Consider the following 26,894-nt stretch of genomic DNA (forward strand, 5'->3'; position numbering starts at 1 on the left):
AGCGCCCGGCGGAGGGTGGGCAGCTCGCTGATATTCAACGTTGTATATTGGTCATATAGACCAGTACCTCCGTCTTCGTGATAGGAACACATGATGAGCGCATACCACAATCCCCTGGTACTCCAGCGGGCCGATCCCTGGGTCATCAGGCATAGGAACCTCTACTATTTCACCGCCTCCTACCCGGCCTACGACAGAATCATCCTGCGCGCCGCCGCCAGGCTGGACGACCTGCAGGCCGCCCCTGAGCGCACCATCTGGCACAAGCACGAGTCCGGCCCCATGAGCAGGTATATCTGGGCGCCCGAACTCCACCGGATCAATGGGGCTTGGTATATCTACTTCGCGGCTGCCGAGGAGGACTTCGGCTCCGCCGATCTGCCCACCCATCGCATGTATGTGCTGGAGAATACCGGCAAAGATCCCATGGATGACGAGTGGATCGAGAAGGGGCAAATCCACACCCCGATCGACTCCTTCTCCCTGGATGCCACCACAGCGGTGATCGGGGGCAGCCAGTACCTGATTTGGGCCCAGAAGGATCCAGCCATCGAGGGCAATTCCAATCTCTACATCGCCCGCATGGCCAATCCCTGGACCCTGGCCACTGATCCTGTCCTGCTCTCCAAGCCCGAATACGACTGGGAATGCATTGATTTCAAGGTCAACGAGGGCCCGGCTGTCATGCTTCACCAGGGCATGATCTACCTGACCTACTCGGCCTCGGGCACCGGGGTCCCTTACGCGGTGGGCATGCTGACCGCCTGTGAGGATGCCGACCTGCTGGATCCTGCCAGCTGGACCAAGAGCGATCACCCCGTCTTCAAAACGGCTGAGGAGAACCATCAGTATGGGCCCGGCCACAACTGCTTCACAGTCAGCGAGGATGGCAGCCAGGACCTGATGATCTATCATGCTCGCAACTACACACATATCGAGGGTGATCCCCTCTTCGATCCCAACCGCCATGCCAGGGTTGGGCTGGTCACTTGGACCGACCACGGCCCGGACTTCGGACGACCGCTGCCTGATGATCGGTGGACCCCGACGAGCCGCCAGATCCTGCCTCCCGATGGCAGCCATTGAGCGGCATAACCGGGCTATGCCCGACACGCTTGTACATCGTTGGAGAAGAGAGTAATATATCATTTGCAACGTTAGAAAGATGTCGGTTTACAAAGGCGTGGGCTACGTTCACGTATCTGGGAGCGTGACCAGGCGATGCAAGCCATTGGACCAGATGGGCAGGACATGGTTGTTTCGGCCGTCATCGGTTCCTTTGTAACCGTTGCTTGATGTCGAAAGGACAGAGACAATGAAGGCAATCAGAAAGGCTGCGGTAGCCGCGATCGCGCTCGCCACGCTCAGCACCGTGGGGCTCTCGGCCTGCGGTTCCGGCAGTGGTGGCAAGGATGCCAAGGGCAAGGACGGCGTTACCAACATCGTCATGTGGCACGGATTCTCCGAGGCCGATGGCAAGACTCTGAAGAAGATCGTCGAGAACTTTAACAAGTCCCAGAAGAAGTACCACATCGACGCCCAGCTGCAGCCCTGGAGCACCATCGGCGAGACCATGGTCACCAAGGTCACCTCGGGCGACGGCCCGGACTTCGTCACCACCGGCGCCGACAACGGCCAGGGCTGGTCCATAGACGGCACCTTCCAGTGCGTGCAGGACTTCTATGACGATCCCTCCAACGAGACCAAGAACTACCTGCCCAACGTGACCAAGCAGACCGAGTTCACCATCGATGGCAAGAAGCAGCAGTGCGCGGTTCCCATGGGCTACGCGCCCACTACCGTCTGGTACAACACCGATATGTGGAAGGCTGCCGGCCTGACCGAGCAGGATTATCCCAAGACTTGGGACCAGCTCCTGGATGTGGCCAAGAAGTTGACCAAGGGTGACGGTTCCCAGTACGGCATGGCCCTGTCCGACTCGGGGTGGGCAGCCTTCATGAAGGGCAACGGCACCGGCCTGTACAGCACCAAGGGCAAGGTCACCATCAACTCCGAGCAGAACAAGGCCTTCCTGCAGAAGATGCGCGAGTTCTACAAGGGTGGTTACTCCAAGACCGGCATGGATGACACCGCTGCACGCGAGTCCTTCGAGTCCGGCCAGTCGGCCATGGTCATTGTCGGCCCCTGGGAGGACCAGGCAGCCACCGACAAGGGCATCAAGCACGATCTGTTCCCCGTGCCCAACGGAGACGGCACCTATGTCTACCCCGACGGCAAGAAGGGCTCCAACACCGGTTGCACCGGTCTGTATTGGTGGGTCACCTCGCAGGTCAAGGACGAGGCCAAGAAGAAGGGCATCTACGCCTTCTTCAAGTACTACAACAACCATGACAACCAGGTCATGTGGTCGCTGGGCTCCGCCTATCCGCCCAACAACAAGACCGTGACCACCGACGAGCTCTCCAAGCGCCCCCTGATCGCCAAGGTCTCCGAGAATACGGACAACTCCTACATCGGCATTGCCGGCCTCAAGGGCGGCTTCGCGGATATCTCGTCCACCCTGGATTCGGTGACCCAGAACACCGCCCGCACTGACGATGACATTTCCGCCTCGCTATCCAAAGCCTCCAACAAAATCCAGAAGTATCTGGATGAGTACAAGGCTGAGGACTGATTGAACATCCGCCCCTGAGGAGCCGGCCTGGCGGCCTGCAGCGCCGTCGGCCGGTCCCTCATGGCTGACCGTCGCCCGGGCCCGGCGTCCGGGCGACACTTTGGAGTACCTATGTCCACTACCACTGGGATCCCACCCGCGCAGGGCGCCGACGAGGTCATCAAGGACAACAAGAAGACCCTTTCCAGGCGCAATATCCGGATCGGGCTTAGCTTCATAGCCCCGGCCCTGATCGTCCTGTCGGTCTTCGTCTTTTACCCGACCATCAAGACCTTCTTCACCTCGCTGACTACCGACCGCATCAACCGCAAGGGCATCTTCGTCGGTCTGCGCAACTACGTCGAGCTTTTCACCAACGCGGACTTCTGGACCGACTTCCGCAACACGGTCATCTACGCGGTCGTCTACGCGCCGTTGGTGGTCATCGTGGCCCTGGCCTTCGCCCTGTTGCTCAACCGCAAGGACATCAAGGGGGTCGGCTTCTTCCGCACCTGCCTGTTCATGCCCTACATCATCTCGCTGACTGTGGCCTCCATCGCCTGGAGCTTCCTTCTCTCGCCATCACTGGGTCTCATACCCTACTGGGGCAAGGTGCTCTTCGGCATCCAGCACATGGATCTGCTGGGAACCAAGTCCACGGCCCTGGCCACCATCATTTTCATCACCGTATGGAAGAACTTCGGCTATTTCATGGTCATCTTCCTGGCCGGCCTGCAGGGGATCAACCCGGACCTGTACGAGGCGGCCTCCCTGGATGGAGCCAACGCCTGGCAGCGCTTCCTGCACATCACCCTGCCAGGGCTGATGCCCACCTTTAACTACGTGGTCATCTTCGGACTGATCGGATCCTTCCAGGTCTTCGACCAGGTCTTCATCCTGACATCCGGAGGCCCCGACCGCGCCACGGAGACCATCGTCTACCGCATCTACACCGAGGCCTTTGGCAACGGCAAGATGGGCTATGCGTCGGCCCTGTCCTATGTCCTGCTGATCATGACGCTGATCATCGGCGTTATCCAGCTGGTCTGGAACAACAAGCATGAGAAGGAGGAAATCGGATGAGCCAGTCGACTCCTACCGCAATCGAGCACGATAAGCTGCTCAGGAGGGCCCATGCCCGACACATGGTGGCCAGGGTCCTGACCTACTTCCTGCTGATCCTGATGACGGTGATCATCATCTTCCCCTTGCTGATCGTGCTGATCACCTCCTTTACACCCAACAAGCTGACCCAGACATGGCCACCCAAGGTGATTCCCTCCTCATTCACCCTGGACAACTACACCTCGCTCTTCCAGCGGATGCCCATCGGCAAGCAGCTGATGAACACAGTGATTTTCGCCGGTGCTGTGACGGTCTTCTCGGTCTTCTTCGACTCCCTGGCCGCCTACGGGCTCTCTAGGATCGACTTCAAGGGGCGCGGCTTCCTGCTGGGAATCCTGATCGCCACCATGATGATCCCTGGCATGGCCCTGCTGATCCCGGTCTACAAGCTGCTGGCAAGCATGGGTCTGGTCAACTCTTACTGGGGCATCATCATCCCCAGGCTGGCTGATGTGGGCGGCATCTTCCTGATGCGGCAGTTCTTCATCTCCCTGCCCAAAGATCTGGACAACGCGGCTCGCATCGATGGTGCCGGCGAGTTCCGCATCTTCTGGCAGATTATCCTGCCCAACGCCAAGTCCTCGGTGCTGGTAGTGACCATGTTCAACTTCATGGGCAACTGGAACGACCTGCTCTGGCCATTGATCATGACCAGCCGCCCGGAGACAAGGACCATCACCGCCGGTCTGGCCATGCTGACCGGCCATGGCTCCTCGGTCACGCCCTATGGCGTGGTCATGGCAGGCGCCCTGATCTCGGCACTGCCCTTGCTGATCATCTTCTTCTTCATCCAGAAGAGCTTCGTGCAGGGCATCGCCATGACCGGTATCAAGTGATCGACGAGGCCACCATTATCGGCACCGGGCCCAGGGCCCTTTGAGGGGTGGGCCACTGCGCCTGGTGTCCAAGGGGCTGACGGGGGATGACCAACCCCCGTCGGCCCCTTGTTCGTTCTGGATCTAGACTGGGCTGGTGAGCGTCGCGGACGGGGAGGTCAGGCATGGATGAGCGTCAGGGCGATCAATATGGGCTGAGCTCCGACCAGCAGGATGCCTTGGGGGTTCTGGCATCGGAGGATCCCCATGCCGGACAGTCCAAGTGGACCATCTTCAGGCAATTGCCGCCGAATGAGCGTTGGGCATATTTCGCCCAGCACTTTCTTCCCGGTATTCTGGCCGCCGCTCTGGTACTGGCCCTGCTGGTCGGCCTGGTCGTCACCAGACTGACCAGGCCGCCGGACCCGCTTCTTTCAGTTCAGGGCTTCAACATGAGCGCCCATGAGGAGGGGTTTGACCGCATCAAACAGGGATTCATGCGCGACCGGGGAATCAAGGATGGCCGGCTGGTGGACATGGAGGCGACCCTGACGCTGAATGGCCAGGGCTACGACGATTCGGCCAAGGCCCTGACCCGGGTCACTGCAGGACAGATCAACATGGTGATCGCCCCGACGGGCCTCTTTCCGACTCTGTGTAAGCGCGGGCTGGTGGCTAAGCCCTCGCAAGGATTGAAGGGCGGTGACCTGCGGCGGTTAGCCAGCCAAGGCGTTCTGGTGGACTCCAAGGGACGGCAGGTATCGAATCCGTCCCATGCCATGGGACTGGATCTCTCCCGCTCATCGCGCTGGAGGCAGGTGCCCGGCCTGCCTGATCACGCCATCCTGGGGTTGAGCAACGTAGCCGACACCATAACCTACGTCCGGGCCTTCGTCGACTATATGGATTTCGGCTGAGTTCCCGGGTCCCTTTGAACCGTGTCTGCAACATGGATTCCCAGGGTGGATTCCCGCTCCAGCAGATGGTAGCCCACGATCACTCTGCGAGGGGTTCGGTCCGAATCTTCCTGACCCTCCTGCTGACCCACATGATCCAGCATCATGGAGATGGCCATCCGCGCCATCTCAGTGAAATCCACTGCCACGGTGGTCAGGGTGGGGACGGAGTAGGCTCCCGGTTCAATCCCGTCGAAACCGGTGACCGCGACATCCTCAGGCACCCGCAGTCCGCATTCAGCCAAGCCGCGGATGATGCCAAGGGCCAGGGCGTCATTCATGCAGCAGAGGGCATCGTAGTGCATGCCTTGGCGAGCAAGGGCATGTGCTGTCCGCCGTCCGGCCGGGGTGGACCAGTCACAGGTGACCAGGGCTTGGGAGGTATCCATGCCCAGGTCTTGCATGGTGTCCAGGGCCTGCCGATAGCGGTTCCGCCGCAAGGTCACGCTCAGGGCGTGGCTGGCGCTCAGAGCTCCCTGATGGCCGCCCACCACGCCGATCCTCCGGCGCCCGCAGGCATGCAGATGGCGTATGGCTGCGGTCATTCCGTCCCTGCTGGGAGTCTCGATGGAATCGTAGCAGGCTTGGTTCTGCGCGCTCATATCGTCGAAGAGCAGGACCGGCAGCCCGTTGGCCACCTGCTGGATTTCCCGGGCGCTGTTGTGGGTGGAGCAGACGAAGAGCCCGTCGCACATGGAAGAACGCAGCTCCTGGATCTGGCGGAGCTCCTTGGCCTTGTCGTACTGGCCGACCTGGATGATCAGCTTCAGATTTTTGGCGAAGAGCCGGCTGGCCAGGGAGTTGGCCAGCCTGGCATAGTAGCCGTTCTCCAGGTCCGGCACGATCAGGGTGAAGATGCCCGACCGGCCCGAGCGCAGGGCACGAGCGGATACGTTGGTGGAGTAATGGAGGCGCTGGGCCTGCCTGATGACCTTGCGGCGTGTAAGCGGTTTGACGATGTCCATGCCGCGCAGGGCCGCAGAGGCTGTCGATGGGGATACGCCTGCGGCATCCGCCACATCCTTGAGTGTTACCACCGCTTCGCCTCCTTGCGAACTTGACCAGGAACCGACGGGTCAAGTTTGGTCCCATAGGGCGACCTACATATCGAATCGTTGCAGTAATTCTATGTCTACTACCTGCTGAACGCGCCAACAACAGTAATGATTTGACAAGGAGGTAATGGGGATTGCATAATCAAATCGTTACGATTCCTATAGGATGACGACAGGTTTCACCCTCTGCAAGTATGCAAAGACGTATGCGTAGGCAAAGCAGCCGGGGTCCAGTATGACCCGATCCGCTTGCCAGGCCTTTCAAGGGCCGGGAATGGAGAAGGAGACTGATGATGACAACCAAGGCAACCATGATGAAGGGCCTGGCCGTGCTGTCGGCGCTGGCCGTGGCGGGCACTCTCGCCGCCTGTGGCGGGGGGGGGGGGGCTCCTCCACCGATGACAAGGGACGGCCCATAGTCAAGATTCTTGTGGTGAAAAATTCCAATGAAACCAAGATGGCCGACATGACTTGGGCCAAGGAGCTGGCCGCCGACTGCGGCTGTTCCATTCAGTGGCACGAGGTCAGCGACGATGCCTGGGGACAGCAGAAGAATGCCTCACTGGCTGCTGGCGAGATCGACGATCTGAACATCAGGGCCTTCAACCCGGACGATGCCGTCCGCAACCCCTCGGCCTTCGAGCCCTTGGGCGATGACCTGGACAAGCTCCCCAATGTCAAGCGCTTCTTCAAGGAGCAGCCCACAGCCCGCAAGTTCGTCACTGTCGACGGCAAGGTTCGTGTTCTGCCATCCAGCCGCACCAAGGGGTTCCTGGCCTCGGGCCAGCATCTGATGATCAACCGCGTCTGGCTGGGAAAACTGGGGCTCAAGGCCCCCACCACCTGGGATGAGATGCGTACGGTCATGGAGGCTTTCAAGACCCGCGATCCCAACGGCAACGGCAAGGCCGACGAAATCGCCTTTAACCCGCGGGCCCTGGTCACCGGCAAGATCGGCGACTGGTGGAGCCCCTTCCTGATGATGAATTCGACCGGCATCGTCACCCATTTCAATTCAGGACCCTCGCAGCAGGGGATCTATCTGCGCGACGGGAAGGTCGGCAACTGGATGCAGACCGACCAGTTCCGTCAGGTCATCGCCTTCTACCGCGAGATGGTCGAGAGGGGATGGGCCCCCTCGGACTGGGTCACTGCCAAGGGAGACAAGTACAACGCCCGCAACCAATCTGACGGGCAGACCGCCACGGTGGGCATGGTCTTCGGCTGGGACGACTCTGCCCTGGGATCCTACGGGTCGGCCATGGCCCAGCAGTATGAGAGCATCCCGGTGCCCGCGGCCGACGGGGTTTCCGCCGACAAGGTGGTCTGGGACGGCTCGCGCGAGGCCAACCGCTTTGAGGACTACCACATGGCCATGTCCGCAAATGCGGCTAACAAGGATGCTGCGCTGAAGGTCATCAACCTGCTTTATTCCGAAAAGTACTCCATCCAGCAGCTCTATGGCTCCCTAACTGATGAGTACCTGGAGAAGACCGGACCGCACGCCTACCATGTCACCGACAAGTTCCACCAGGCCCAGGACGCGGCCAGGATTCCGGCCCTGGAGGACCGGCTGGCCGGCTGGATTCCTGATGCGGTCACTGTCGAGGGCGACCGGGGCATGGACCATGTGGCTGCCGTGGACAAGGCCTATGAGGAGCAGTATAAGCACTACGACCACGAGCGGGACATGATGCCTATTTATGTGCGTATCAGCGAGGCAGATCAGAACACTGTGGCCAACAACAACACCGCCCTGTTCAACTACGCCGTGCCTGTGGTCTCCAACTGGCTGGCCAAAGGGGGCGTCCAGGATGATGCCGCTTGGCGGGACTTCCAGAGCAATCTGAAGAAGTATCAGATCGATCAGAACACCACGATCTGGCAGAAGGCCTACGACAAGGCCCTCAAGGTCAAGTAAGCCGGCCGGCGCCGCTGGCAAGGAGGTTGAAGGTGCGTGCGGACAAGGAAGCGATCGAGCGCGGTAGCGACGTGCAGGTGGTGGATAACGACAAGGTGCGGAAAACCTGGCCTCTGCATAGGCGGCTGGCCTGGCATTTCCGACGATACTGGCAGCTCTGGCTCATGGCCCTGCCGGCCCTGGGCTTCACCCTGCTCTTTGCCTACGTGCCCATGTACGGCATCCAGCTGGCCTTCCGGGACTTTGTCCCCGCCAAGGGGCTGACCGGTGGCCGATGGGTGGGGCTGCAGTACTTCCGGCAGTTCTTCCAGTCGCCCCTCTTTGCCTCCACCATGATCAACACCTTCAAGATCAGCCTGGGGACGCTGGTCCTGGGGTTCATCACCCCTATCATTCTGGCCCTGCTGATCAACCAGATCGGCTCGCAGCGGATCAAGGGATTCGCCCAGACCATCACCTACATGCCTCACTTTATTTCCACTGTGGTCATCGTGGCCATGCTCAACATCTTCCTAACGCCTAATACCGGGCTGGTCGGCCGCTTCCTGGGCAAGGACAACGTCCTGGACAGCCCCGGCGCCGTGGCGCCCATCTACTGGATTAGCGAGGTCTGGCAACACTGCGGATGGAACGCCATCATCTATCTGGCGGCCCTGAGCTCGGTGGACCTGTCTCTTTACGAGGCGGCCAAGATGGACGGGGCAGGCCGGCTGCAGCTGATCCGCTACGTGGACCTGCCCACCATCATGCCCACCTGTGTGGTCCTCCTGATCATGAACATGGGCTCTGTGCTTTCGGTCGGCTTCGAAAAGGTCTGGCTGATGCAGAACGCCATGAACCTGCCGGGTTCCGAGGTCATATCCACCTATACCTTCAAGATCGGCATCCAATCTTTCCAATTCAGCTACGGAACGGCCATAGGCCTGTTCAACACGGTCATCAACTTCGTCTTCCTGGTCGGGGCCAACTGGATATCCAAGCGGGTCACCGACACCAGCATCTTCTGATCGTGCAGGTTAAGGAGGGTCATCATGACTAGCAGCAACGTCGCCCAACCGGCACCCAAGGCGGACCCTGGGGCCATCCCGTGGAACAAGCACACCAGGCAGCAGCAGAAGCCTGGGGATCTGGCCGTCGACATCGTCATAGCCCTGCTTCTGGCCGCCACGCTTCTCGCGGTCGTCTACCCGCTCTGGTTCATCGTGGTCGCATCTCTGTCCGACCAGGGGGCAGTCTCCTCGGGGCGGGTCACGCTCTGGCCCGTGGGCTTCACGCTGGCCGGCTACCAGAGGGTTTTTCAGGATGCCCGCATCTGGACCGGCTATGGAAATACGGTCCTGTACGCCGTCCTGGGCACGGCTCTGAACCTGGTGGTCACCATGCCTGCGGCCTTCGCCCTGTCACGCTTGGAGTTCAAGCCCCGCAGGGTGCTGCTCTTCCTGTTCACCTTCACCATGTACTTCGCCGGCGGGCTCATCCCCAACTACCTGCTATACAAGCAGCTGGGCCTGCTCAACAGCATGTGGGTCTTCATCCTGCCCGGTGCCCTGAGCGTCTGGAACCTGATCATCGCCCGTTCATTCTTCGAGACCTCCATACCCGAGGACCTGCATGATGCGGCGCGAATCGACGGACTGGGCTACTTCGGCTACTTCATGAAGATCGTCATCCCCCTAAGCTCGGCCATCATCGCTGTCATCGGCCTCTACTACTTCGTGGGCCACTGGAACGACTACTTCACTGGCCTGATCTACATCCGACAGGAGGCCAAGGAGCCTCTGCAGAATGTCCTCCAGTCCATTCTGCTGGCTAACCAGACCAACCAGATGGGCACCGGCAACGGCGGCCAGAACGTCCTGCAGCAGCAACAGCTGGCTGACCAGATCAAGTATGGCGTCATCATCGTTTCCACCCTGCCCCTGCTGATTATCTACCCCTTCCTGCAAAAATACTTCAACAAAGGGGTCATGATCGGCGCGGTCAAGGGATGAGACCGTGAGCCTCATACCTGGTGTGCAGCTAGTCAGGCGAGCGGATGGGTCTGTGGCCCAGCTGCACGCCTTGGGCATGCTGAAGGATGGCGGCCGCTGACTGGCCTATGGCGAGATCAAGACCGGGGGCAGCCGGTTTGGGGGAATCTGCTGCTATGACACTGAGGACTTCGTCCACTGGCGCGATCTGGGCTGCGTTCTGCCAGTTGGGTCGCCGGGCGGGATGACTTCTCCGGAGCGCATCGTGGAGCGGCCCCGGGTCCTGCGCTGTCCGGCCACCGGGCTCTATGTCATGTACCTGCATGTGGACGGCGAGGGGGATTACCGTTACGCCCATGTGGGCACGGCTATCAGCGAGCGGCCCGAGGGACCCTTCCGGCCCCTTTCAACCATGCGGTTTGGCATGAATGCCAGCCGCGACACCTTCGCCTTCCAGGACCGGGATGGCAGCGGGTATCTGGTTTCCGAGGACCGGGATCAGGGAACCCACATCTACCGGCTCTCAAGGGACTACCTGTCTCTGGTGGAGGATCTGGTCTGTCTGCGTGGCCAGGACGGTCGCTTCGGCTATGAGTCCCCCATCCTCCTGCACCGGAGCGGCTGGTACTACTGGTTCGGCTCGCAGTTGACCGGCTGGGATTGCAATGACAACATGGTATCCGTTTCGCGGAACCTGCGCGGACCATGGAGCCCATGGAAGCCTGTGGCGCCTCTGGGGACGCGACCTACCAGTCGCAGTGCGACGCCATCGTGCCCCTGTCAGAGGATCCAGCCCTGCCCTGCCTGTACATCGGAGATCGGTGGCGGCCCGATCATTTGGGCGAATCCCCGCTGGTGACCCTGCCCATCCTGATTGACGACGGTTGCGTTCGTCTGCTCTGGCGGGAACAATGGGATCCAGGAAAGGGGTGGCGATGAAGCGCTTCGCGGTGGGATACGAGTTCCTGTGCCGAATCATCATGATGATATTCGTGGTCCATGTGGCCTTTCTGGCCCACACACTGCTCGGACTGGTCCTGGTTGGATTCTTCCCCTCCATGGCAGCCACCTGCACCACTTACCGGACCTGGCTGCTGGACCTGAAGGACCGTTCATGGACGGTCAGGCAGACCTGGATGACCTTCCACCGGGCTTGGCGCTCAGAACTGGCCGCAGCCAACCGTTTCGGATGGCCCCAGCTCCTGGTCTGGGCCCTCCTGATTTGGGAATACTGGCTGACCATGACCAATGACATGGGCACCCTGACGCCCGTGGTCTCCGGCTTGCTCCTCCTGCTCAACCTGCTGTATGGGCTCTTCGTTCTGCTCAGCTGGCCAGTGCGGTCCAACTTCGACGAGAGCCCGCTCTGGGCGGCCCGGACTGCACTGTCCATGGTGGCGGGGCGTCCCCTATGCTCCCTGATGGTCCTGGCCGTGCTTATGATCACGGGCTGGGCTTACTACACCTGGCCAGGTTTGGCTGTGACCTTCGGCCTGGCCGCGCCGCTCTTTGCAGACATGGCCGCCGTTTATTCCTGGGGGCGGCTGCCGGGCATGGATGTCCATGTGCTCGAACCTGCCAAGAAGCGGGTCAGCGGGTCAGGGTCCGCTTCAAAATCCGATACTCGCTCTCGGTGATGGGCATGATGGAGCCATGGCGCTTGGTCAGTCGGCCGAAGTCCATGTCGTTGACCAAGGTCCAGTCCTGAGGCTCTCTGGAGGACAGGTCGGCCGAGCGGAAGGGCAGATAGCCCCGGCCCTCGGCAAACTGGTCGCAAATCAGGCCGAAAGGCATGGCCCGTCCGTCAGGCCCAGCGGCATCGGCATCGTTGTAGAAGAAGAGCTCAGGGCCCTCCAAATAGCGTGAGGAGTAGCGTCCCTGGCCGAAGATGTCGGTCAGGTTGGACAGGTAGGACCAGGCCTGGTCATCGTCCGTGCGCACCAGCTCATGGGTGGCCGCATAGGGATTGAGGGTGCGTTCCAAGGTGATTTGATCATCCTTGGAGGCCCGGTACCACCAGCCGTCGGGCGCCTTGAGCATGGTTGTGTCGATGATCCCGTTGCTGCGGTCGATCCACTTGACCGGGCGGGAGAAGGTGATCAGGTCAGTGCTGATGGCGTAGTACATGTTGATGCCGTTGCCCAGCTCGTTGGCCAGGTCGGCCGCAGCCGGGTCTTTGGCGCTGTCGGCTGCAGCCGTGGCCCAGAAGACTATCCATTGCTCCCTGTCGGCATCCCAGCAGGCCTCCGGCGCCCAGGCCATGCCGGCCTTGGGAATGGCTGAGGCCACATCCACCAGGCGCGGCCTGCCCCAGTGGGCCAGGTCAGGCGAATCCCAGATGACCAGGCCGGTGGATCCGTCCACGGTGGCCCGGCCCTCCTGCCAGCCGCCCCTGTGGAAGACGGACAGATCGGTGGCGATGATGTGGAAGAGGCCGTCTGGTCCCCGGACGACATAGGGGTCGCGCACGCCGCCCTCGCCCTCGCTCCAGGTCAGCACCGGGTCTCCCCGGGCCCGCAGGTCATGCCAGTGCAGGCCATCGCGACTGAGGGCGAAGTAGAGCTGCTCGTCCGTCTCGGTCTGTTCGTGTCCGGTGAAGTGGACGAAGAGGTAGGCACTGGTCGCCTCGAACGAGGGTTGCCAATCCGTAGACATGTTCCACCTTTCCTGCTTACGGCAACGGTACCGCGGCGGCGGGCGCTTCTTCGCCCTTTCGTTCCGGCCGTTCCAGGGCCGTCATGGGCGATTCTAGCCGCCGCCCTTCCTTTTGGCAGAGCCGGTCGTCCGGGCGGGTCGCGGTTTGGGCCGCACGGGTTCCTAGACTGTGGACCATGAGCAGGCATCATCGCGACCGCAGCTGGGCTCCCGACCCCGAGCCGCTGCCCGAAGGCATTGAAGTCATCGACGATCATACCCACATGGCCTCCGTGGTCCCCTTCGCCCAGGAGATGGATCGGCAGGCCAGGGAGCGCGGGCAAAATCCGGTCCCCGTTCGCACGGTCGACCAGCAGCTGGAAAGGGCCCGGGCTGTGGGCGTGGCCGGGGCCATCGACGTAGGCTGCGAGCTGCCCCACCTGCAGACGGCTGTGGACCTGGCCCTGGCCCATCCCGGGGTGGTTCACGCGGCCCTGGCCATCCATCCCAATGAGGCCGTCCTGCACGGCCATCGAGGGGTGCCGGGGCCGGATGGACTGCCACTGCAATATCAGCCCTGGCATGAGATTTCTTTCGAGCAGACGCTTGAGGAGGTGGCCCGTCTGGCTCGCGCATATCCCGACCAGGTGGTGGCCATCGGGGAGACGGGCATGGACCTCTTCCGAACAGGACTGGGGGCCGAAGAAATCCAACGCCAGGCCTTCCGCGAACACATCGCCCTGGCCAAGGAGCTGGACCTGCCTGTGCAGATCCACGACCGCGACGCTCACCGCCAGGTCGTCGAGACCCTGCTGGAGGACGGCGCTCCCGAGCGCACGATCTTCCACTCTTATTCGGGGGATGCGAAGATGGCTCAGGTCGCTGCCGAGCATGGCTGGTATTTGAGTTTCTCGGGGACAGTCTCCTACAAGGGCAACGAGGGAATCCGCCAGGCCCTGTCTGTGGTCGGCATGGACCACATCATGGTGGAGACCGATGCGCCCTATCTGAGTCCCATGCCCTACCGGGGGCGCACTAACTCCCCATACATGATTCCCTACACCCTGCGTGCCATGGCCGATGCCTTGGACTGCCCCCTGGCCCAGGTGGCCAAAGCGACGGCAGCCACCACGCGCCGGGTTTATGGGCTGTGAGGGGTGTCCGATGGACGGTGCCGGACCGGGACTAAGCTAATGGTGTGTCGCGGTCTGAATCGTCCCTGCAGAGTGTGGGGGGAGAGTGCTACGGTTGTCGTCGCACGTGTGCGCAAACAGCAACATACGGCACCCGGAAGTAGATGAGTGAAGGCATTGGCCGATGGAGGGCTCTATGGCGGATGAGCGGCATGAGTTGGCGGCTCAGGATGATGGCAGGGGCGCTGACGAACCCCCCCGGTTATCCGGCGAAAAAGCGGCAAAGCCGACGGTGGCCTCTCGTAAGGGTCGGTTGACGAAGGAATCGATACTTCCCCCGGAGAGCTTTACCAAGGCCCCAAAGATCTCGGCCAAATCCCGCACGCGCGAGGAGGAGAACGAGCTCAAGCGGGTTCGGCGCGAGGCCCAGAGGGCGGCTCAGCGTCGCCGCACCCCGCCAAAGGGTCCTTTGGGCCGCTGGTGGCGGCGGGTGCAGTCTTCGCCGGACAGAATCAGCCTGGGCATGTGCATCGTGGCCCTGGGTGTGGTCTACGGCGACATCGGCACTTCGCCCCTGTATACCATGCAGGCCTTCGTGGCCGGGCAGGGAGGCATGGCCCGTGTGGACAGGGCGGCCGTGCTGGGCATGCTCTCCCTGGTCTTCTGGTCCATCACGCTGATCACCACGGTCAAATACGTCCTGGTGGCCATGCGCATCGACAACAAGGGCGAGGGCGGCATCTTCGCCCTGTACACCTTGGTCCGGCACTACGGCAAATGGCTGGCCATCCCTGCCATGGTCGGCGGCGCAGCCTTCCTGGCTGACTCGGTGCTGACTCCGGCGGTCTCCATATCCTCGGCAGTCGAAGGCCTCAAGACCATCCCTGTGCTGACTCCGATCTTCCACGAAAACGGAAATCTGACCATGGTCATCACCTTGGTGATCATCCTGATCCTGTTCGCGGTCCAGTCGCGTGGAACCGAGCGGATCGGCAAGGTCTTCGGCAGCGTGGTCATGGTCTGGTTCGCCTTTTTGGCCCTGATCGGCATCTACTGCATAGGCAACGACTGGTCCATCTTCGAGGCCCTGAACCCGGTCTACGGGATTCGCTTCCTTTTCAGCCCGCAGAATCCGGTTGGCCTGACCATCATGGGCACGGTCTTCCTGTCGACCACGGGAGCCGAGGCTCTCTACTCCGACATGGGACACGTAGGCCGCGGCAACATCTACGCCACCTGGCCCTTCATCAACGTCGCCCTGGTCTTCAACTACTTCGGCCAAGGGGCTTGGATCCTGCGCAACCGCGACAATAAGGCCCTTCAGGGTGTGGACGGGCTCAACCCCTTCTTCCAGATGATGCCCACCACCGTGCGTTACGTGGCGGTCCTCCTGTCGGTGACGGCAGGCGTCATCGCCTCACAGGCCCTCATCACGGGTGCCTTCACCATGGTCTCGGAAGCCACGGGCCTCAACTGGATGCCCCATCTGCAGGTGCGTTACCCGGCGCGCACCCGTGGCCAGCTCTACATCCCCACCATCAACTGGGTCCTGTGCGCGGCCACGTTGACGGTGCTGGCCATCTTCAAGGATTCCGAGCACATCTCGGCCGCTTACGGGCTGGCCCTGACGGTGACCATGATTACCACCACCGTCCTGCTGGCCGACTACATCTGGCACGACGGCAAGCGGGCGCTCTCCCTGCTCTTCGCCTTGGTCTTCCTGGCCATCCAGATCCTCTTTTTCATGGCCTCCATGGCCAAGTTCATGCACGGCGGCTGGTTCACCATGCTGCTGACCGCGGCCATCCTCTACATCATGTACACCTGGGATGTGGGCACCAGGGTGGAGCGCTCGCAGCGGCGGCATATGACGGCCAAGGAATGCCTGCCCGCCCTGGAGATGCTTCACAACGACTTCCGCGTCCCCTATTATGCGGACAACCTGGTCTATCTGACCTCGGATGCGGAGATGCGGCGGCTGGACACCGACATTTTCTTCTCCATCTTCGCCAACCGGCCCAAGCGTGCTCGCGCCTGGTGGGCCGTCTCGGTCCAGACCACGGACGCCCCCTACACCCGCAAGTACTCGGTGGAGAACTTCGGCACCAACTACCTCTTCCGAGTGCGCATGAGGCTGGGCTTCAAGGTGGACCAGAATGTGGCCACCTACCTGCACCAGATCATGCATGAGCTGATTGACAGCGGCGAGCTGCCCAAGCAGCCCTCCATCTACCCCAAGGTGGACGAGGACCCGCAGATCGGCACAGTCACCTATGTACTGGTCCACAAGGCCCTGATGCCCGAGTCCAAGATCGACTCTCGCGGTGCCTTCTCGCTGAAGGTCAAGTACGCCATCCGCAAGGTGGCGGGCTCGCCGATCAAATGGTTCGGCTTGGCTCCCTACAACCCGATCGTGGAAGTGCAGCCCCTGTTCGTCTCCACCCGGGCAGTTCCAAAGCTGACGCGCGTGGTCCTGCCATCCCGCAAGATCAAGGGCGGCAAGCATCACAAGGGCTGAGTGAGTGGAATCTCACCCTATGGAGCCTGGCCCAAATCGGGCCCAGGCCATAGAATTGACGGCATGGAACCTGGTGCCCGGCCTTTCCGGGCCACCGTCGAAAGGTGATGTGATGACACAAGCTCAAGCCAATATCGGAGTCGTGGGTCTGGCCGCCATGGGTGCCAGCCTGTCCAGGAACCTGGCACGGCACGGCAATACCGTAGCTGTCTACAACCGCCACTATTCGCGCACCGAGACCCTGATCAGCGATCACGGCCAGGAGGGCCGCTTCGTTCCGGCCAAGACGCTGCAAGAGTTCGTGGCCTCGTTGACCAAGCCCCGCACGGCCATCATCATGGTCAAGGCCGGGGATCCCACCGACCAGATGATCAATGACCTGGCCGATCTGATGGAGCCTGGCGACATCATCGTCGATGCCGGCAACGCCTACTTCAAGGACACCATCCGCCGCGAGAAGGCCATCCGGGCCCGTGGGCTGCACTTCGTGGGTTGCGGCGTCTCCGGAGGCGAGCAGGGCGCCCTCTTGGGGCCCTCCATGATGCCCGGCGGGACCGATGAGTCCTGGGAGACCCTGGGGCCCATTCTGGAGTCCATCGCCGCCAAGGTTGATGGCGAACCCTGCGTCACCCACATCGGCACCGACGGGGCGGGCCACTTCGTCAAGATGGTCCACAACGGCATCGAGTACTCGGACATGCAGGTGATCGCCGAGTCCTATGACCTGATGCGTCGGGGTCTGGGCATGGAGCCCGAGGCCATCGCCCAGGTCTTCGAAGAGTGGAACCAGGGGGATCTGAACTCCTACCTGGTGCAGATTACCGCCGAGGTGCTCCATCACACTGATGCAGCCACCGGCAAGCCCTTCATCGACATCGTCACCGATCAGGCCGGCATGAAGGGCACCGGCACCTGGACCGTGCAGACCGCATTGGACCTTGCCGTGCCGGTGACCGGAATAGGCGAGGCCGTCTTCGCCCGGGGACTTTCTTCTTCGCCAGAGCTGCGCAGCCAGGCGGCTCAGGAGGGGCTGGAGGGTCCGCAGCCCAAGGCTGCCATGGCTGATCTGGCCGCTGATCCCGAGGCCCGCAAGTCCTTCATCGAGGACATTCGCCAGGCCCTCTATGCTTCCAAGATCGTGGCCTACGCCCAGGGGTTCAACGAGATGCAGGAGGGAGCCCGGGTCTATGGCTGGAAGCTGGACATGGGCGCCATCGCACGCATCTGGCGTGGCGGCTGCATCATCCGAGCCAAGTTCCTGAACCGGATCTCGGATGCCTATGCCTCTGGCCGTGAGCCGGGCTCCCTGCTCTTCGACCCCTTCTTCAAGCAGGCGGTCGAACAGGCTCAGGATTCCTGGCGGCGTGTTGTGGCCAGCGCCACCCAGGCCGGAATCCCCATCCCCGTCTTCGCCAGCTCCCTGTCCTACTACGACGGACTGCGTTCCGACCGGCTCCCCGCCGCCCTGATCCAAGGCCAGCGTGACCTCTTCGGCGCCCACACCTATGGACGCGTGGACCAGCCGGGTGTCTTCCACACCCTCTGGGCCGAGGACAAGTCCGAGATCAAGCAGGACTGAGTTTCTCGCCAGAATCGTAAAGGTCCGCACAGCCGCTGAGACGGCAGTGCGGACCTTTTGTCATCTTGTCAGCGGATTTTGGCTGTGGATTCCCGGACCACCAGCCGGCAGGCGGCAGTCGTCCGGGTGGGAGGACAATTATCGTCGTCGCCCTGCAGACGGGCCAGGAGGGCATCAACCGCCTTGCGGGCCAGATCTTCCTTGTCGGTGCTGATGGTGGTGAGCGAGGGTATATAGGACCCTCCCTCCTGTATGCCGTCAAATCCCACGACGGCCAAGTCCCGGGGGACCTCCACGCCGCATTCGTGCAGTCCTCGGATCAGGCCAAGGGCCAGGGAGTCAGTCATGCAGAAGATGCCGTCAAAGGGCGGGTCGGACGCGTCCGCCAGATGATGGCCCAAGTCGCGGGCCATTTCTCCTTCCCAGCGGTCCAAGGGCAGGAAATCTTCGCGCCCAGCCTTGATGCCGGCGGCTTTCATAGCCTTCAGACAGCCGGCCACCCTGCGGCCGTGGACCGAGTGCTGTTGGACCGGATCGGTGCTGGCCGTCATGTCGGCACCCACCACGCCTATTCGTCGGCATCCGCAGTCCAGCAGGTGCTGCACAGCCATGGCGGCTCCCTCGAACCCGGCCGTCATGACCGAATCGAAGACCGGCTCGGCTGAGGGGTCGTCCAGCAGCACCAGAGGCTTGCCATCGGCCAGCTCCTGCATCTCCTCATTGGTGATGCTGCCCGGACTGAAGATGGTGCCGTCGCAGAGCTGGCTGGTCACATGCCGGAGAATGGAGACCTCGTCCTGTTTGGAGTTGGAGGTCTGCTGAATGATGGCCTGCATACCGTGGGCGTTGATCTGCCGGGAGATGGCCGCACTCATCTGCGCGGGATAAGGCTTGTCCAGCTCGAAGATGGCCACGCCGATGATGCCGCTCTTGCCTGAGCGCAAGCTTCTGGCCGACAGATTGGCCGAGTAGCGGAGCTTGTGGGCGGCAAGCAGGACCCTGCGCCTGGTGTCATCCGCTATGCGTTTATCGCCTCGAAGGGCATAGGAAGCAGTGGCCCGAGAGACCTGCGCCTCCTTGGCTACATCGCTCATCGTCACCATCTCGCACCTTTCCCGGGGTTCAGCCATTATCCTAGGCACGTGGGTGGCCTTATCAGAATATAGTTGACACGATTCAATCAACGTGATATACCATGTTGTGACAGGAGTTGAATCGTGTCAATTCCCGGGTCTCGACGTTGAACAGCCCGGAGAGATGTTCAGAGGATTGATTGCAAGGAGGAGTCATGAAGCTGAAGCGAGCATGGAGGGGCATAGCTGCGGCGCTGGGTGTCGGCATGTTGGTGTCGGCCATGGGTGCCTGCGGGGCTGGCGGCGCTGACGGGTCCAAGACTGCGCTGACCTTCCTGTCATGGAACAACGAACAGGTGATGAGGCCATACATCGACCAATTCGAGCAGCAGAACCCAGGGATCAAGGTGGACTTCAGCTATTCGCCGCCTACCCCTGAGTACATCCAGACCCTGCAGACCCGACTGGTCGGTAACCAGGCCCCGGATGTGTTCATCATCACCTCCGAGAATAAGGCTGACCTGATCAAGAACGGCTACGTGCGCGACCTGACCAACGAGCCCTTCATGCACAACATCTCCCAGGCCAACAAGGACTTCGTCAGCCATCAGGGCAAGGTCTACGGCATGTCCGTGTCCTCCTGGGCCTCCGGCATCGTCTACAACAAGGACCTTCTGGCCAAGGCGGGCGCCAAGGAGGTCCCAGAGACTTGGGACGGGTTCCTGCAGCTGTGCAAGAAGCTCAAGGCCGCCGGAGTCACGCCCTTCCTGGAGACCATCGCCGATGGCCCCAGCAGGATTCCCGATGCCTTCATGGGCTCGCAGTTCGACAGGGACAAGGTTGATGTGACCAGCCTGATCGATCGCCGCCCTCAAAAGCCCGGCGGCGACCAACGTGAGGCGGTTGCGGCCTGGATGAAGCTCTACGACCAGGGCCTGGTCACCCGTGACACGGTCGGCATCAGCGGCGACGATATGAAGACCCAGTTCATCAACGGCCAGGTGGCCATGATCTGCACCGGCCCCTGGGACCTGCCATCCATAGGCCAGGCTGGGCTCAAGTATGGCATGGCCCCCATGCCGCTTATGGAGAGGAACACGGTCAACTACGCACAGGGGTCGCCATCGCCCGCCTATGCCATATACTCCCGCCTCAAGGGCGACAAGCTCAAGGCTGCCCAGAAGTTCCTGACCTTCATGGATAGCCACTGGGCCTTGCAGCGTTCGGCCGACAACGGGGATGCCATCACGGTCCAGGGGTTCAAGGCCAAGGTCAAGCCCGAGTATGAGCAGGTCTACCGGACCAACGTGCAGCCGGGCCACTACTTCCTGCTCATGAACTTCTATGCCAAGCCGGACGTGCTGACCACCGTCCGCCAGTCCGAGACCCAGCAGCTGGTCCAGGGGTCCATCAATCTGGATCAGTGGGCCAAGGCTATCGACGACAAGATGGCCTCGGTCAAGTAGGAAGGGGCTGGACCATGGCTTCACAATCTGCGGCGGAGCGTGCCAACGCCCATCGACGGCGCACGCTCGGCCTGCGGCAGGATCTGACCTCTTTCTGTTTCCTCCTGCCTATTTTGGCCGTCTTCGTCATTCTCTTCGCCGTGCCGCTGGTGCAGACCATCATCTACTCGATGACCGACTTCAACGGCTACAGCCTGAACATGCACTATGTGGGCTGGAAGAACTACCACAGCGTGTTCACCGACTCCTCGACCATGCAGGGACTTGTGTTCACCATCCTGTACGCCGTGGCCCAGACGGTCCTGGTGACCATCTTCGCCATCCCTTTGGCTGTTACACTTAACCGGAAGTTTTGGGGCCGCAACTTCGCCCGCTCCCTGTTCTTCTTCTTCAGCGTGCCATCGCTGGCCATCATGGGCATGGTCTGGAAGTACATCTTCTCGCCCATGAAGTCAGGCGTCTTCAACACCGTCCTGGGTGTCTTCGGCCTTGGGCCGGTACCCTGGCTGTCCAATTCGACCCTGGCCCGGTGCTGCGTCATCTTCATCGCAGTCTGGGCGCAGATAGGCTGGCACGCCACGCTCTACCTGGCCTTCCTGCAATCCATTCCCGAAGACCTCTATGAGCAGGCCACGGTGGACGGGGCCAGCAGCCGCCAGCAGTTCGTCCACATCACCCTGCCCCAGCTAATTCCGGGCATCGTCACCTCCAGCTTCCTGCTTATGTCAGGCGGCCTCAAGGTCTACGACCTGCCCTACACCATGACCAAGGGCGGCCCCGGGTACTCCACCTATACGGTGACCCAGTCCATCATTCAACAGGGTATCGGCCAGTCCCAGTATGGGCTGGGCTCGGCTCTAGCAGTCCTGTTCACCGTGGCCACGGCCCTTGTGGTCTTCGCTCAGATGGGCGCCGCCAGTCTGATTTCCAGGAGGTTCCAATGAGTAGCAGCAAGAGCCCGACCCTGACCCTGAGCCAGCGGGAACGGCAGCGTTCGGCGGTCAGGAGCGTGGTGGTGCTGATCATCGCCCTGATCTGCGCCGTGCCCCTCTGGTACATCCTGATCAACACTTTCAAGACCGTCCCCGACATGGCCACCAATCCCCTGGGCCTGCCCAAGCAGTGGACGCTGCGCAACTACACGCGGGCCTTCGCCACGGTGCCCATTGTCCGAAGCCTGGTCAACACCCTGATTGTCACCTTCTTCGGCGTTCTCCTCCAGGTGCTGATCGGAGCTTTGGCCGCCTATGGGATGATCCTGCGCAAGTCGATTTTCACCTCGGTCATCGGTGTGATTCTCATGATCGCCTTCGTCATTCCGACCCAGTCCACCCTGATTCCCCTCTACCGGATGGAGTCCAGCGTGGGGCTGGTCAACACGCTCCTGGGCCTGATCGTCATGTACCTGGGCGGGGCGGTCTTCTGCTACTTCCTGATAGTGGGCTACATGCAGTCCCTGCCCTTCGAGGTCATTGAGGCCGCCAGGATCGACGGGGCCGGGCCCCTAAGGATCTTCTGGAGCATTGTGCTGCCCCTGATCAGGCCCATCCTGACCACAGTGGTGGTCTTTCAGACCATGTCGACCTGGAACGACTTCATGACGGCCAACGTCTTCATCAGCAGCTCCAACCTGCGCACCATCGTCCTGCAGGTCTACAACGCAGTCGGCCAGTTCACCACTGACTGGCCCAGCTTCATGACCATTACGGTCCTGGCCCTGATTCCGGTCTTCGTTTTCTTCATCTTCTGCCAGAAGTGGATCGTCTCCGGGCTGGTTGCCGGAGCGGTCAAGGGGTAAGGCGACCAATCGGAAGGTCGTAGTCTATGGAGGCGGTTGGGGGTTCCGGCCGTTCCGCTCGTAAGGAATCGGAGTCACAGTCCATGGAGGAATTCGCAAACGCACATCCAGGATCGAAGAGGATGGGATTGGCAAGCAACCCGCTGCATCGCTACTGCGCGGACCCGGATCTGGTCATGATCGGGGACCGTTGGTACCTGTACTGCACCGAGGATGGTCTGCCTGAATGGACCTCGCATGCCTTCTACGTTTATGAATCCGTGGACCTGTGCCATTGGACCCGCAGAAAGATTCTGGACCTGGACCAGGTCCCCTGGTGGCATGGGGGACAGGGTGCCTGGGCTCCCTGCCTGCTGATGCGTCAGGGAACCTGCATCCTGTATTTTGTGGCCGACGGACAGATCGGCCAAGCAGTCGCACCTGGTCCAACCGGTCCCTTCCGGGCGGCCCAGGAGCCATTCATCGCCCGGGGGGACTACGACTGCCTGCCCATCGATCCCTCGGTCTTTGTGGATGACGACGATGTGCCCTATCTGCTATGGGGCAATGGCCGTGCCTACATGGCACGGCTGAGTCCGGACGGCCTGCGCCTGGAGGACGGCTCGGTGCACTCCGCCGTGCCTGACAACTTCCGCGAGGCCATCACTGTCTGCCGACGGGGAGACATCTACTACGCCTCCTGGTCGGAGAATGACACCAGGGATCCGAGCTACCGGATCCGTTGGTCCAGCGCGCCATCGCTGGACGGGCCCTGGACTGCACCCCAGATCCTGATCGAGGCTGATTATGCCAAGGGGATTCTGGCCACGGGTCACCACTGCATCACCCGTGTGCCGGGCCGGGATGACTGGATCGTGGCCTACCACAGGTTCGCCAGGGACGGCCGGGGCGACGGCTGCCATCGCGAAATCATCTTTGACTCCTTGGATTTCGCCGATGACAGCGCCCTGGTCCAGATCCGCCCGCAAGTGGGATCCTACTGGTACCCAGCCCGGAATCCGGTTACTCCCTGACGATGGGGTGGCCGCCGAATGCGCTGCGCAGGGCGGACACCACCTTCATGGTCATGGGATCCTCGATTTGGGAGGACTGGCGGGCATAGAGAGCCGAGGTGATGGCCGGCGTGGGCACCCCCAGCTCCAGGGCGTCCGCAATCATCCACTTGGTCTCGCCGGTTTCGTCGGCCTTGCCGGCGATCCCGCTCAGATGCGGGTCATCCTTCAGAGCCTGGGCCAGCAGATCCAACAGCCACGACTGGATGACCGAGCCCTTGCGCCAGGACTCCACCACTTCGCCAGGCTCCTTGATCAGGTCGGAGGCCTCAAGGACTGCGTACCCCTCGGCCAGGGCCTGCATCATCCCGTACTCGATGCCGTTGTGGACCATCTTGGCATAGTGGCCCGCGCCGGTGCCTCCCGCGTGGACCAGACCGTAGTCGCCCTCAGGCTTCAAGGTGTCCAGGATGGGCTGGATTCGGGCCACGTCCTGGTCCGAGCCGCCGACCATCAGAGCATAACCCTTCTCCTTGCCCCAGATGCCGTTGGAGGTGCCCACGTCAACTAGGCCTATGCCCTTGGCGGCCAGGGCCTGGGCGTGTTCCTGGTCCTGGGTGAAGCGGGTGTTGCCGCCATCCACGACCAGGTCGCCGTGCTCCATCAGCTCGCCCAGCTGATTGAGAGTGGACTCAATGGGTTTGCCGGCCGGGACCATGACCCAGATCACTCGTGGTGCCTCCAGGGCCTGGACCAGGGCCTCAAGGCTGTCCACATCCCTGCCCGAGTCCGGCGCGATGTCATAGCCGACTACCTGATGACCGCCGGTGCGCAGGCGGTCTGCCATGTTCTTGCCCATGCGTCCCAGGCCAATCATGCCGATCTTCATAGTGTTAGTTCCTCTCCCTTGACTCTTAACTGCAACAGTGTGAAGTTGACCGCGATAGTTGGTTATCGGCCGCGGTCGGGCCGATTCGCGGGTGCTACTGGCGGGCTGCCTGCCGGGCGCGCTCAGCTTGAACCTGGGCGGTGTGCGCCTTGACGTCGCACTGGAGCCCCAGAGTGTCGATGACCTCTTCGGCCTCGATCTCAGGAGACATGCGCAGCCCCACGTCGATGGTCAGATGGATCTCGTCAGGTCCCAGGGGCTCCAGGTCATCGAACTGGGAGCGTAGCATCTGCGGCTTCATGAAATGGCCCTTCCGCTTGGAGAGCCGTTCCATGATGGAGTCGTAGTCCCCGCTCAGGTGGATGAAGACCACGCCCGGCATCCGCAGCCGGTCACGGTAGATCCGCTTCAAAGCGGAGCAGGTAACGGTCCCGGGCGTCCCCCGGCGTAAGTGGTCCTCAATCCAATCATGGATGCTGTCCAGCCAGGGCCAGCGGTCCTGATCGGTCAGGGGGATGCCGCGGGCCATCTTGTCGATGTTTGCCTGGGGGTGGAAGTCGTCGGCCTCTGCCATGTCCCAGCCCAGCTTGCGTCCAAGGTGCTCGTTCATGGTGGTCTTGCCGCAGCCTGAAACGCCCATGATGACCAGGATCGGTGTGCGGCCGTGGAAATAGTCAGATGGAACCGTGTTGTCGACCGCCGAGGGGACCTTGGGCTCCGGGTGGCTTTCTGCGCTCAGCGCGTCGGAATTCTTCAATGATGTATCTACCATGTGCAACCTTTCTGAAAAGTGATGTGACGATGATGCTCAGGAGGCGATGGGCACAAACAGGCTGGCGACCATGACCAGAACCAGGACCACGACCGACAGCAGACATTCCAGAACCGACCAGGTCTTCAGGGTCTCGCCAACGCTCAGGCCGAAGTACTCCTTGATCAGCCAGAAGCCCGCGTCGTTGAGGTGGGAGAGGAATATGGACCCGGCGCCGATGGCGATCACCAGGAGGGTGGTGGCCATCGGGGTGGCATGCATCATGGTCATGGCGTTGCTGAGGATGCCCGCCGTGGTCAGGATGGAGACGGTGGCCGAACCGGTGGCGACACGGACGAAGACCGCGATGAGCCAGCCCAACAGGAAGATGGAGATGCTTGAGGTCTCCACGAAGTTGCCGATGATCTTGCCGATGCCCGTGGCAACCAGGACGCCCTTGAAGCCGCCACCTGCCCCGACGATCAGGAGAATGCCGGCCACTGCGGGCAGGGAGGCGCCCAGGGAATCGTTGACGGTCTTCCAGGATATTCCGGAGGCGGCCTTGAGCACCAGCATGGAAACGATCAGGGCGATGGCCAGGGCCATGACGGGGTTGCCGATGAAGTTGATGGTCTGGGCGAATCCGTCTGTGCGGTCCTTGAAACCGGGCAGGGCGATTTCGAAGATCGAGGTGAGGAGCATGAGGACGGCGGGAAGAAGGATGCAGCAGAGGGAAATGCCGAATGAGGGAAGCTTGGTCTCCTCCTTGCCGGCCTCATCGCTTTTGGCTACAAAGTCCGCAGGTGCCTGGACCGGAACCCACCGGGCGGCCACCCTGGAGAAGAGGGGGCCGACCAGGACCAGGGTGATCAGGGCGAAGGGGATGCCGAACATCATGGTCAGCCCTACATTGCCGGTTTCCTTGAACTGGCTCAGGGCGGCCAGCGGGCCGGGGTGGGGGGGTACGCAGGCATGCATGATCGACAGGCCCGCCAGGGTGGGGATCGCAACGCGCATCAAGGGCAGCTTGGTGCGTTGGGCCACCAGGATGATGACCGGCACCAGGATGACCAGGCCTACCTCGAAGAACATGGGAAGGCCGATCAGGGCTCCTATCAGAGCCATGATCCAGGGTATGGAGGCTGCGGAGGATTTGGATACCAGGGTGTTGACCACCTGGTCGGTGGCGCCGGTATCCATGAGCACCTTGCCTATCATGGCTCCCAGGCCTATCAGGATGCCTACTGACCCCATGGTGTTGCCGAACTCGCCGGTGAAGCTGGTCAAGGTCGGCATGGGGCCATAGCCTGATCCGATGCCTACCACCAGTCCGGCCGCCAGGAGGGATACGAAGGGGTGGAGTTTGACGACGGTCACCAGGAATATGAGCACCGCCAGGCTGAGGATCAGACTGACGCCCAGCTGCGTGGTGTTGAGCTTGGCGGTCCCGCCAGCGGCGATCAGGACCTGCTCGGCGGCTGCCAGGTGCAATATGGTTTGCATTGCTGCCTCTTCTCTGAGGAATCGGACGAATCCGGTCTCCCGGGTTCATTTTTTTTTATTTTGCATGACATAATATCGACCAAATGACATTATGTATGTTTT

Annotated in this window: 23 protein-coding genes; 17 read left to right on the forward strand and 6 right to left on the reverse strand. The window is 61.6% G+C overall.

The genetic code is table 11. The features are described from left to right. Positions 1 to 93: 93 nt before the first annotated feature. From J3T95_RS07210 to J3T95_RS07230, 5 genes are all read left to right on the forward strand, one after another. Positions 94 to 1,086, forward strand: coding sequence for a glycoside hydrolase family 43 protein (locus tag J3T95_RS07210; protein WP_267450945.1), 993 nt, complete (start codon positions 94 to 96; stop codon positions 1,084 to 1,086). A gap of 229 nt (positions 1,087 to 1,315) precedes the next feature. Then, positions 1,316 to 2,635, forward strand: a complete 1,320-nt coding sequence (locus J3T95_RS07215) for an ABC transporter substrate-binding protein (RefSeq protein WP_267450946.1) — start codon at positions 1,316 to 1,318, stop codon at positions 2,633 to 2,635. Positions 2,636 to 2,746: 111 nt separating this feature from the next. Continuing rightward, positions 2,747 to 3,697 (forward strand): carbohydrate ABC transporter permease, encoded by a 951-nt coding sequence (locus tag J3T95_RS07220; protein ID WP_267450947.1) that lies wholly within the window; start codon positions 2,747 to 2,749, stop codon positions 3,695 to 3,697. After that, a complete protein-coding gene (locus J3T95_RS07225; RefSeq protein WP_144178217.1) occupies positions 3,694 to 4,575 on the forward strand; it encodes a carbohydrate ABC transporter permease in 882 nt (293 codons plus the stop codon). The genes J3T95_RS07220 and J3T95_RS07225 overlap by 4 nt, the downstream gene beginning before the upstream one ends. Before the next feature lie 164 nt (positions 4,576 to 4,739). Then, the gene (locus J3T95_RS07230; RefSeq protein WP_267450948.1) at positions 4,740 to 5,471 is read left to right on the forward strand and encodes a hypothetical protein; all 732 of its coding nucleotides are present in this window, start codon (positions 4,740 to 4,742) and stop codon (positions 5,469 to 5,471) included. Here J3T95_RS07230 and J3T95_RS07235 read toward each other — a convergent pair. After that, the gene (locus tag J3T95_RS07235) at positions 5,453 to 6,547 is read right to left on the reverse strand and encodes a LacI family DNA-binding transcriptional regulator (protein WP_267450949.1); all 1,095 of its coding nucleotides are present in this window, start codon (positions 6,545 to 6,547) and stop codon (positions 5,453 to 5,455) included. The genes J3T95_RS07230 and J3T95_RS07235 overlap by 19 nt on opposite strands. A gap of 292 nt (positions 6,548 to 6,839) precedes the next feature. Here J3T95_RS07235 and J3T95_RS07240 point away from each other — a divergent pair, with 292 nt between their 5' ends. The 5 genes from J3T95_RS07240 to J3T95_RS07260 all read left to right on the forward strand — a co-directional run bounded on the left by J3T95_RS07240 (position 6,840) and on the right by J3T95_RS07260 (position 12,093). Beyond that, positions 6,840 to 8,486, forward strand: coding sequence for an extracellular solute-binding protein (locus J3T95_RS07240; RefSeq protein WP_267450950.1), 1,647 nt, complete (start codon positions 6,840 to 6,842; stop codon positions 8,484 to 8,486). A 71-nt stretch (positions 8,487 to 8,557) separates the two neighbouring features. Continuing rightward, complete coding sequence (locus tag J3T95_RS07245; protein WP_258561581.1) at positions 8,558 to 9,493, forward strand: ABC transporter permease; 936 nt, start codon at positions 8,558 to 8,560, stop codon at positions 9,491 to 9,493. A 24-nt stretch (positions 9,494 to 9,517) separates the two neighbouring features. Next, positions 9,518 to 10,477, forward strand: coding sequence for a carbohydrate ABC transporter permease (locus tag J3T95_RS07250; protein WP_267450951.1), 960 nt, complete (start codon positions 9,518 to 9,520; stop codon positions 10,475 to 10,477). Positions 10,478 to 10,664: 187 nt separating this feature from the next. Beyond that, positions 10,665 to 11,315: a family 43 glycosylhydrolase gene (locus J3T95_RS07255; protein ID WP_267451047.1), complete on the forward strand. Its 651-nt coding sequence runs from the start codon at positions 10,665 to 10,667 to the stop codon at positions 11,313 to 11,315. 76 nt (positions 11,316 to 11,391) lie between these two features. After that, entirely contained in the window at positions 11,392 to 12,093 is a 702-nt protein-coding gene (locus tag J3T95_RS07260) for a YesL family protein (RefSeq protein WP_267450952.1), read from the forward strand. On the opposite strand, the gene J3T95_RS07265 is transcribed toward J3T95_RS07260, so the two are convergent. Continuing rightward, on the reverse strand, positions 12,047 to 13,111 hold the full coding sequence (locus J3T95_RS07265) for a glycoside hydrolase family 43 protein (protein WP_220236745.1): 1,065 nt from the start codon (positions 13,109 to 13,111) through the stop codon (positions 12,047 to 12,049). The genes J3T95_RS07260 and J3T95_RS07265 overlap by 47 nt on opposite strands. A 176-nt stretch (positions 13,112 to 13,287) precedes the next feature. Here J3T95_RS07265 and J3T95_RS07270 point away from each other — a divergent pair, with 176 nt between their 5' ends. The 3 genes from J3T95_RS07270 to gndA all read left to right on the forward strand — a co-directional run bounded on the left by J3T95_RS07270 (position 13,288) and on the right by gndA (position 18,320). Further along, positions 13,288 to 14,244, forward strand: coding sequence for a TatD family hydrolase (locus J3T95_RS07270; RefSeq protein WP_267450953.1), 957 nt, complete (start codon positions 13,288 to 13,290; stop codon positions 14,242 to 14,244). A 175-nt stretch (positions 14,245 to 14,419) separates the two neighbouring features. After that, positions 14,420 to 16,741, forward strand: coding sequence for a KUP/HAK/KT family potassium transporter (locus J3T95_RS07275; protein ID WP_220236747.1), 2,322 nt, complete (start codon positions 14,420 to 14,422; stop codon positions 16,739 to 16,741). A gap of 112 nt (positions 16,742 to 16,853) precedes the next feature. After that, positions 16,854 to 18,320: an NADP-dependent phosphogluconate dehydrogenase gene (gene gndA / locus J3T95_RS07280; protein WP_267450954.1), complete on the forward strand. Its 1,467-nt coding sequence runs from the start codon at positions 16,854 to 16,856 to the stop codon at positions 18,318 to 18,320. A gap of 68 nt (positions 18,321 to 18,388) precedes the next feature. Here the strand turns inward: gndA and J3T95_RS07285 are convergent, their stop codons facing one another. Then, complete coding sequence (locus tag J3T95_RS07285) at positions 18,389 to 19,423, reverse strand: LacI family DNA-binding transcriptional regulator (RefSeq protein ID WP_267450955.1); 1,035 nt, start codon at positions 19,421 to 19,423, stop codon at positions 18,389 to 18,391. Between the two features lie 185 nt (positions 19,424 to 19,608). Here J3T95_RS07285 and J3T95_RS07290 point away from each other — a divergent pair, with 185 nt between their 5' ends. The 4 genes from J3T95_RS07290 to J3T95_RS07305 all read left to right on the forward strand — a co-directional run bounded on the left by J3T95_RS07290 (position 19,609) and on the right by J3T95_RS07305 (position 23,670). Next, positions 19,609 to 20,859: an ABC transporter substrate-binding protein gene (locus J3T95_RS07290; RefSeq protein ID WP_267400403.1), complete on the forward strand. Its 1,251-nt coding sequence runs from the start codon at positions 19,609 to 19,611 to the stop codon at positions 20,857 to 20,859. Between the two features lie 14 nt (positions 20,860 to 20,873). Beyond that, positions 20,874 to 21,803, forward strand: coding sequence for a carbohydrate ABC transporter permease (locus J3T95_RS07295; RefSeq protein ID WP_267450956.1), 930 nt, complete (start codon positions 20,874 to 20,876; stop codon positions 21,801 to 21,803). Further along, entirely contained in the window at positions 21,800 to 22,657 is an 858-nt protein-coding gene (locus J3T95_RS07300) for a carbohydrate ABC transporter permease (protein WP_267450957.1), read from the forward strand. The genes J3T95_RS07295 and J3T95_RS07300 overlap by 4 nt, the downstream gene beginning before the upstream one ends. Before the next feature lie 122 nt (positions 22,658 to 22,779). Next, the gene (locus J3T95_RS07305; RefSeq protein ID WP_267450958.1) at positions 22,780 to 23,670 is read left to right on the forward strand and encodes a family 43 glycosylhydrolase; all 891 of its coding nucleotides are present in this window, start codon (positions 22,780 to 22,782) and stop codon (positions 23,668 to 23,670) included. Here J3T95_RS07305 and gnd read toward each other — a convergent pair. Genes gnd through J3T95_RS07320 form a run of 3 tightly spaced genes read right to left on the reverse strand, consistent with a single transcriptional unit; the run spans position 23,660 to position 26,792 of the window. Beyond that, positions 23,660 to 24,604 carry a phosphogluconate dehydrogenase (NAD(+)-dependent, decarboxylating) gene (gnd, locus tag J3T95_RS07310; RefSeq protein WP_267451048.1) on the reverse strand — a complete coding sequence of 315 codons (945 nt, stop codon included), beginning with the start codon at positions 24,602 to 24,604 and terminating at the stop codon, positions 23,660 to 23,662. The genes J3T95_RS07305 and gnd overlap by 11 nt on opposite strands. A gap of 28 nt (positions 24,605 to 24,632) precedes the next feature. Continuing rightward, positions 24,633 to 25,310 (reverse strand): gluconokinase, encoded by a 678-nt coding sequence (locus J3T95_RS07315; RefSeq protein ID WP_267450959.1) that lies wholly within the window; start codon positions 25,308 to 25,310, stop codon positions 24,633 to 24,635. Between the two features lie 36 nt (positions 25,311 to 25,346). After that, positions 25,347 to 26,792 (reverse strand): GntP family permease, encoded by a 1,446-nt coding sequence (locus J3T95_RS07320; protein ID WP_267450960.1) that lies wholly within the window; start codon positions 26,790 to 26,792, stop codon positions 25,347 to 25,349. Positions 26,793 to 26,894: the final 102 nt, after the last annotated feature.

Source organism: Bifidobacterium sp. B4079 (genome assembly GCF_026537385.1).
Taxonomy (GTDB): domain Bacteria; phylum Actinomycetota; class Actinomycetes; order Actinomycetales; family Bifidobacteriaceae; genus Bombiscardovia; species Bombiscardovia asteroides_I.

What these genes read in the sequence shown, in the direction of transcription:
- J3T95_RS07210 (WP_267450945.1), top strand. Translation starts at nt 94, where the DNA reads ATGAGCGCATACCACAATCCCCTGGTACTCCAGCGGGCCGATCCCTGG.
- J3T95_RS07215 (WP_267450946.1), top strand. Translation starts at nt 1,316, where the DNA reads ATGAAGGCAATCAGAAAGGCTGCGGTAGCCGCGATCGCGCTCGCCACG.
- J3T95_RS07220 (WP_267450947.1), top strand. Translation starts at nt 2,747, where the DNA reads ATGTCCACTACCACTGGGATCCCACCCGCGCAGGGCGCCGACGAGGTC.
- J3T95_RS07225 (WP_144178217.1), top strand. Translation starts at nt 3,694, where the DNA reads ATGAGCCAGTCGACTCCTACCGCAATCGAGCACGATAAGCTGCTCAGG.
- J3T95_RS07230 (WP_267450948.1), top strand. Translation starts at nt 4,740, where the DNA reads ATGGATGAGCGTCAGGGCGATCAATATGGGCTGAGCTCCGACCAGCAG.
- J3T95_RS07240 (WP_267450950.1), top strand. Translation starts at nt 6,840, where the DNA reads ATGGAGAAGGAGACTGATGATGACAACCAAGGCAACCATGATGAAGGG.
- J3T95_RS07250 (WP_267450951.1), top strand. Translation starts at nt 9,518, where the DNA reads ATGACTAGCAGCAACGTCGCCCAACCGGCACCCAAGGCGGACCCTGGG.
- J3T95_RS07260 (WP_267450952.1), top strand. Translation starts at nt 11,392, where the DNA reads ATGAAGCGCTTCGCGGTGGGATACGAGTTCCTGTGCCGAATCATCATG.
- J3T95_RS07265 (WP_220236745.1), bottom strand. Translation starts at nt 13,111, where the DNA reads ATGTCTACGGATTGGCAACCCTCGTTCGAGGCGACCAGTGCCTACCTC.
- J3T95_RS07270 (WP_267450953.1), top strand. Translation starts at nt 13,288, where the DNA reads ATGAGCAGGCATCATCGCGACCGCAGCTGGGCTCCCGACCCCGAGCCG.
- J3T95_RS07275 (WP_220236747.1), top strand. Translation starts at nt 14,420, where the DNA reads ATGGCGGATGAGCGGCATGAGTTGGCGGCTCAGGATGATGGCAGGGGC.
- gndA (WP_267450954.1), top strand. Translation starts at nt 16,854, where the DNA reads ATGACACAAGCTCAAGCCAATATCGGAGTCGTGGGTCTGGCCGCCATG.
- J3T95_RS07285 (WP_267450955.1), bottom strand. Translation starts at nt 19,423, where the DNA reads ATGGTGACGATGAGCGATGTAGCCAAGGAGGCGCAGGTCTCTCGGGCC.
- J3T95_RS07290 (WP_267400403.1), top strand. Translation starts at nt 19,609, where the DNA reads ATGAAGCTGAAGCGAGCATGGAGGGGCATAGCTGCGGCGCTGGGTGTC.
- J3T95_RS07295 (WP_267450956.1), top strand. Translation starts at nt 20,874, where the DNA reads ATGGCTTCACAATCTGCGGCGGAGCGTGCCAACGCCCATCGACGGCGC.
- J3T95_RS07300 (WP_267450957.1), top strand. Translation starts at nt 21,800, where the DNA reads ATGAGTAGCAGCAAGAGCCCGACCCTGACCCTGAGCCAGCGGGAACGG.
- J3T95_RS07305 (WP_267450958.1), top strand. Translation starts at nt 22,780, where the DNA reads ATGGGATTGGCAAGCAACCCGCTGCATCGCTACTGCGCGGACCCGGAT.
- J3T95_RS07315 (WP_267450959.1), bottom strand. Translation starts at nt 25,310, where the DNA reads ATGGTAGATACATCATTGAAGAATTCCGACGCGCTGAGCGCAGAAAGC.
- J3T95_RS07320 (WP_267450960.1), bottom strand. Translation starts at nt 26,792, where the DNA reads ATGCAAACCATATTGCACCTGGCAGCCGCCGAGCAGGTCCTGATCGCC.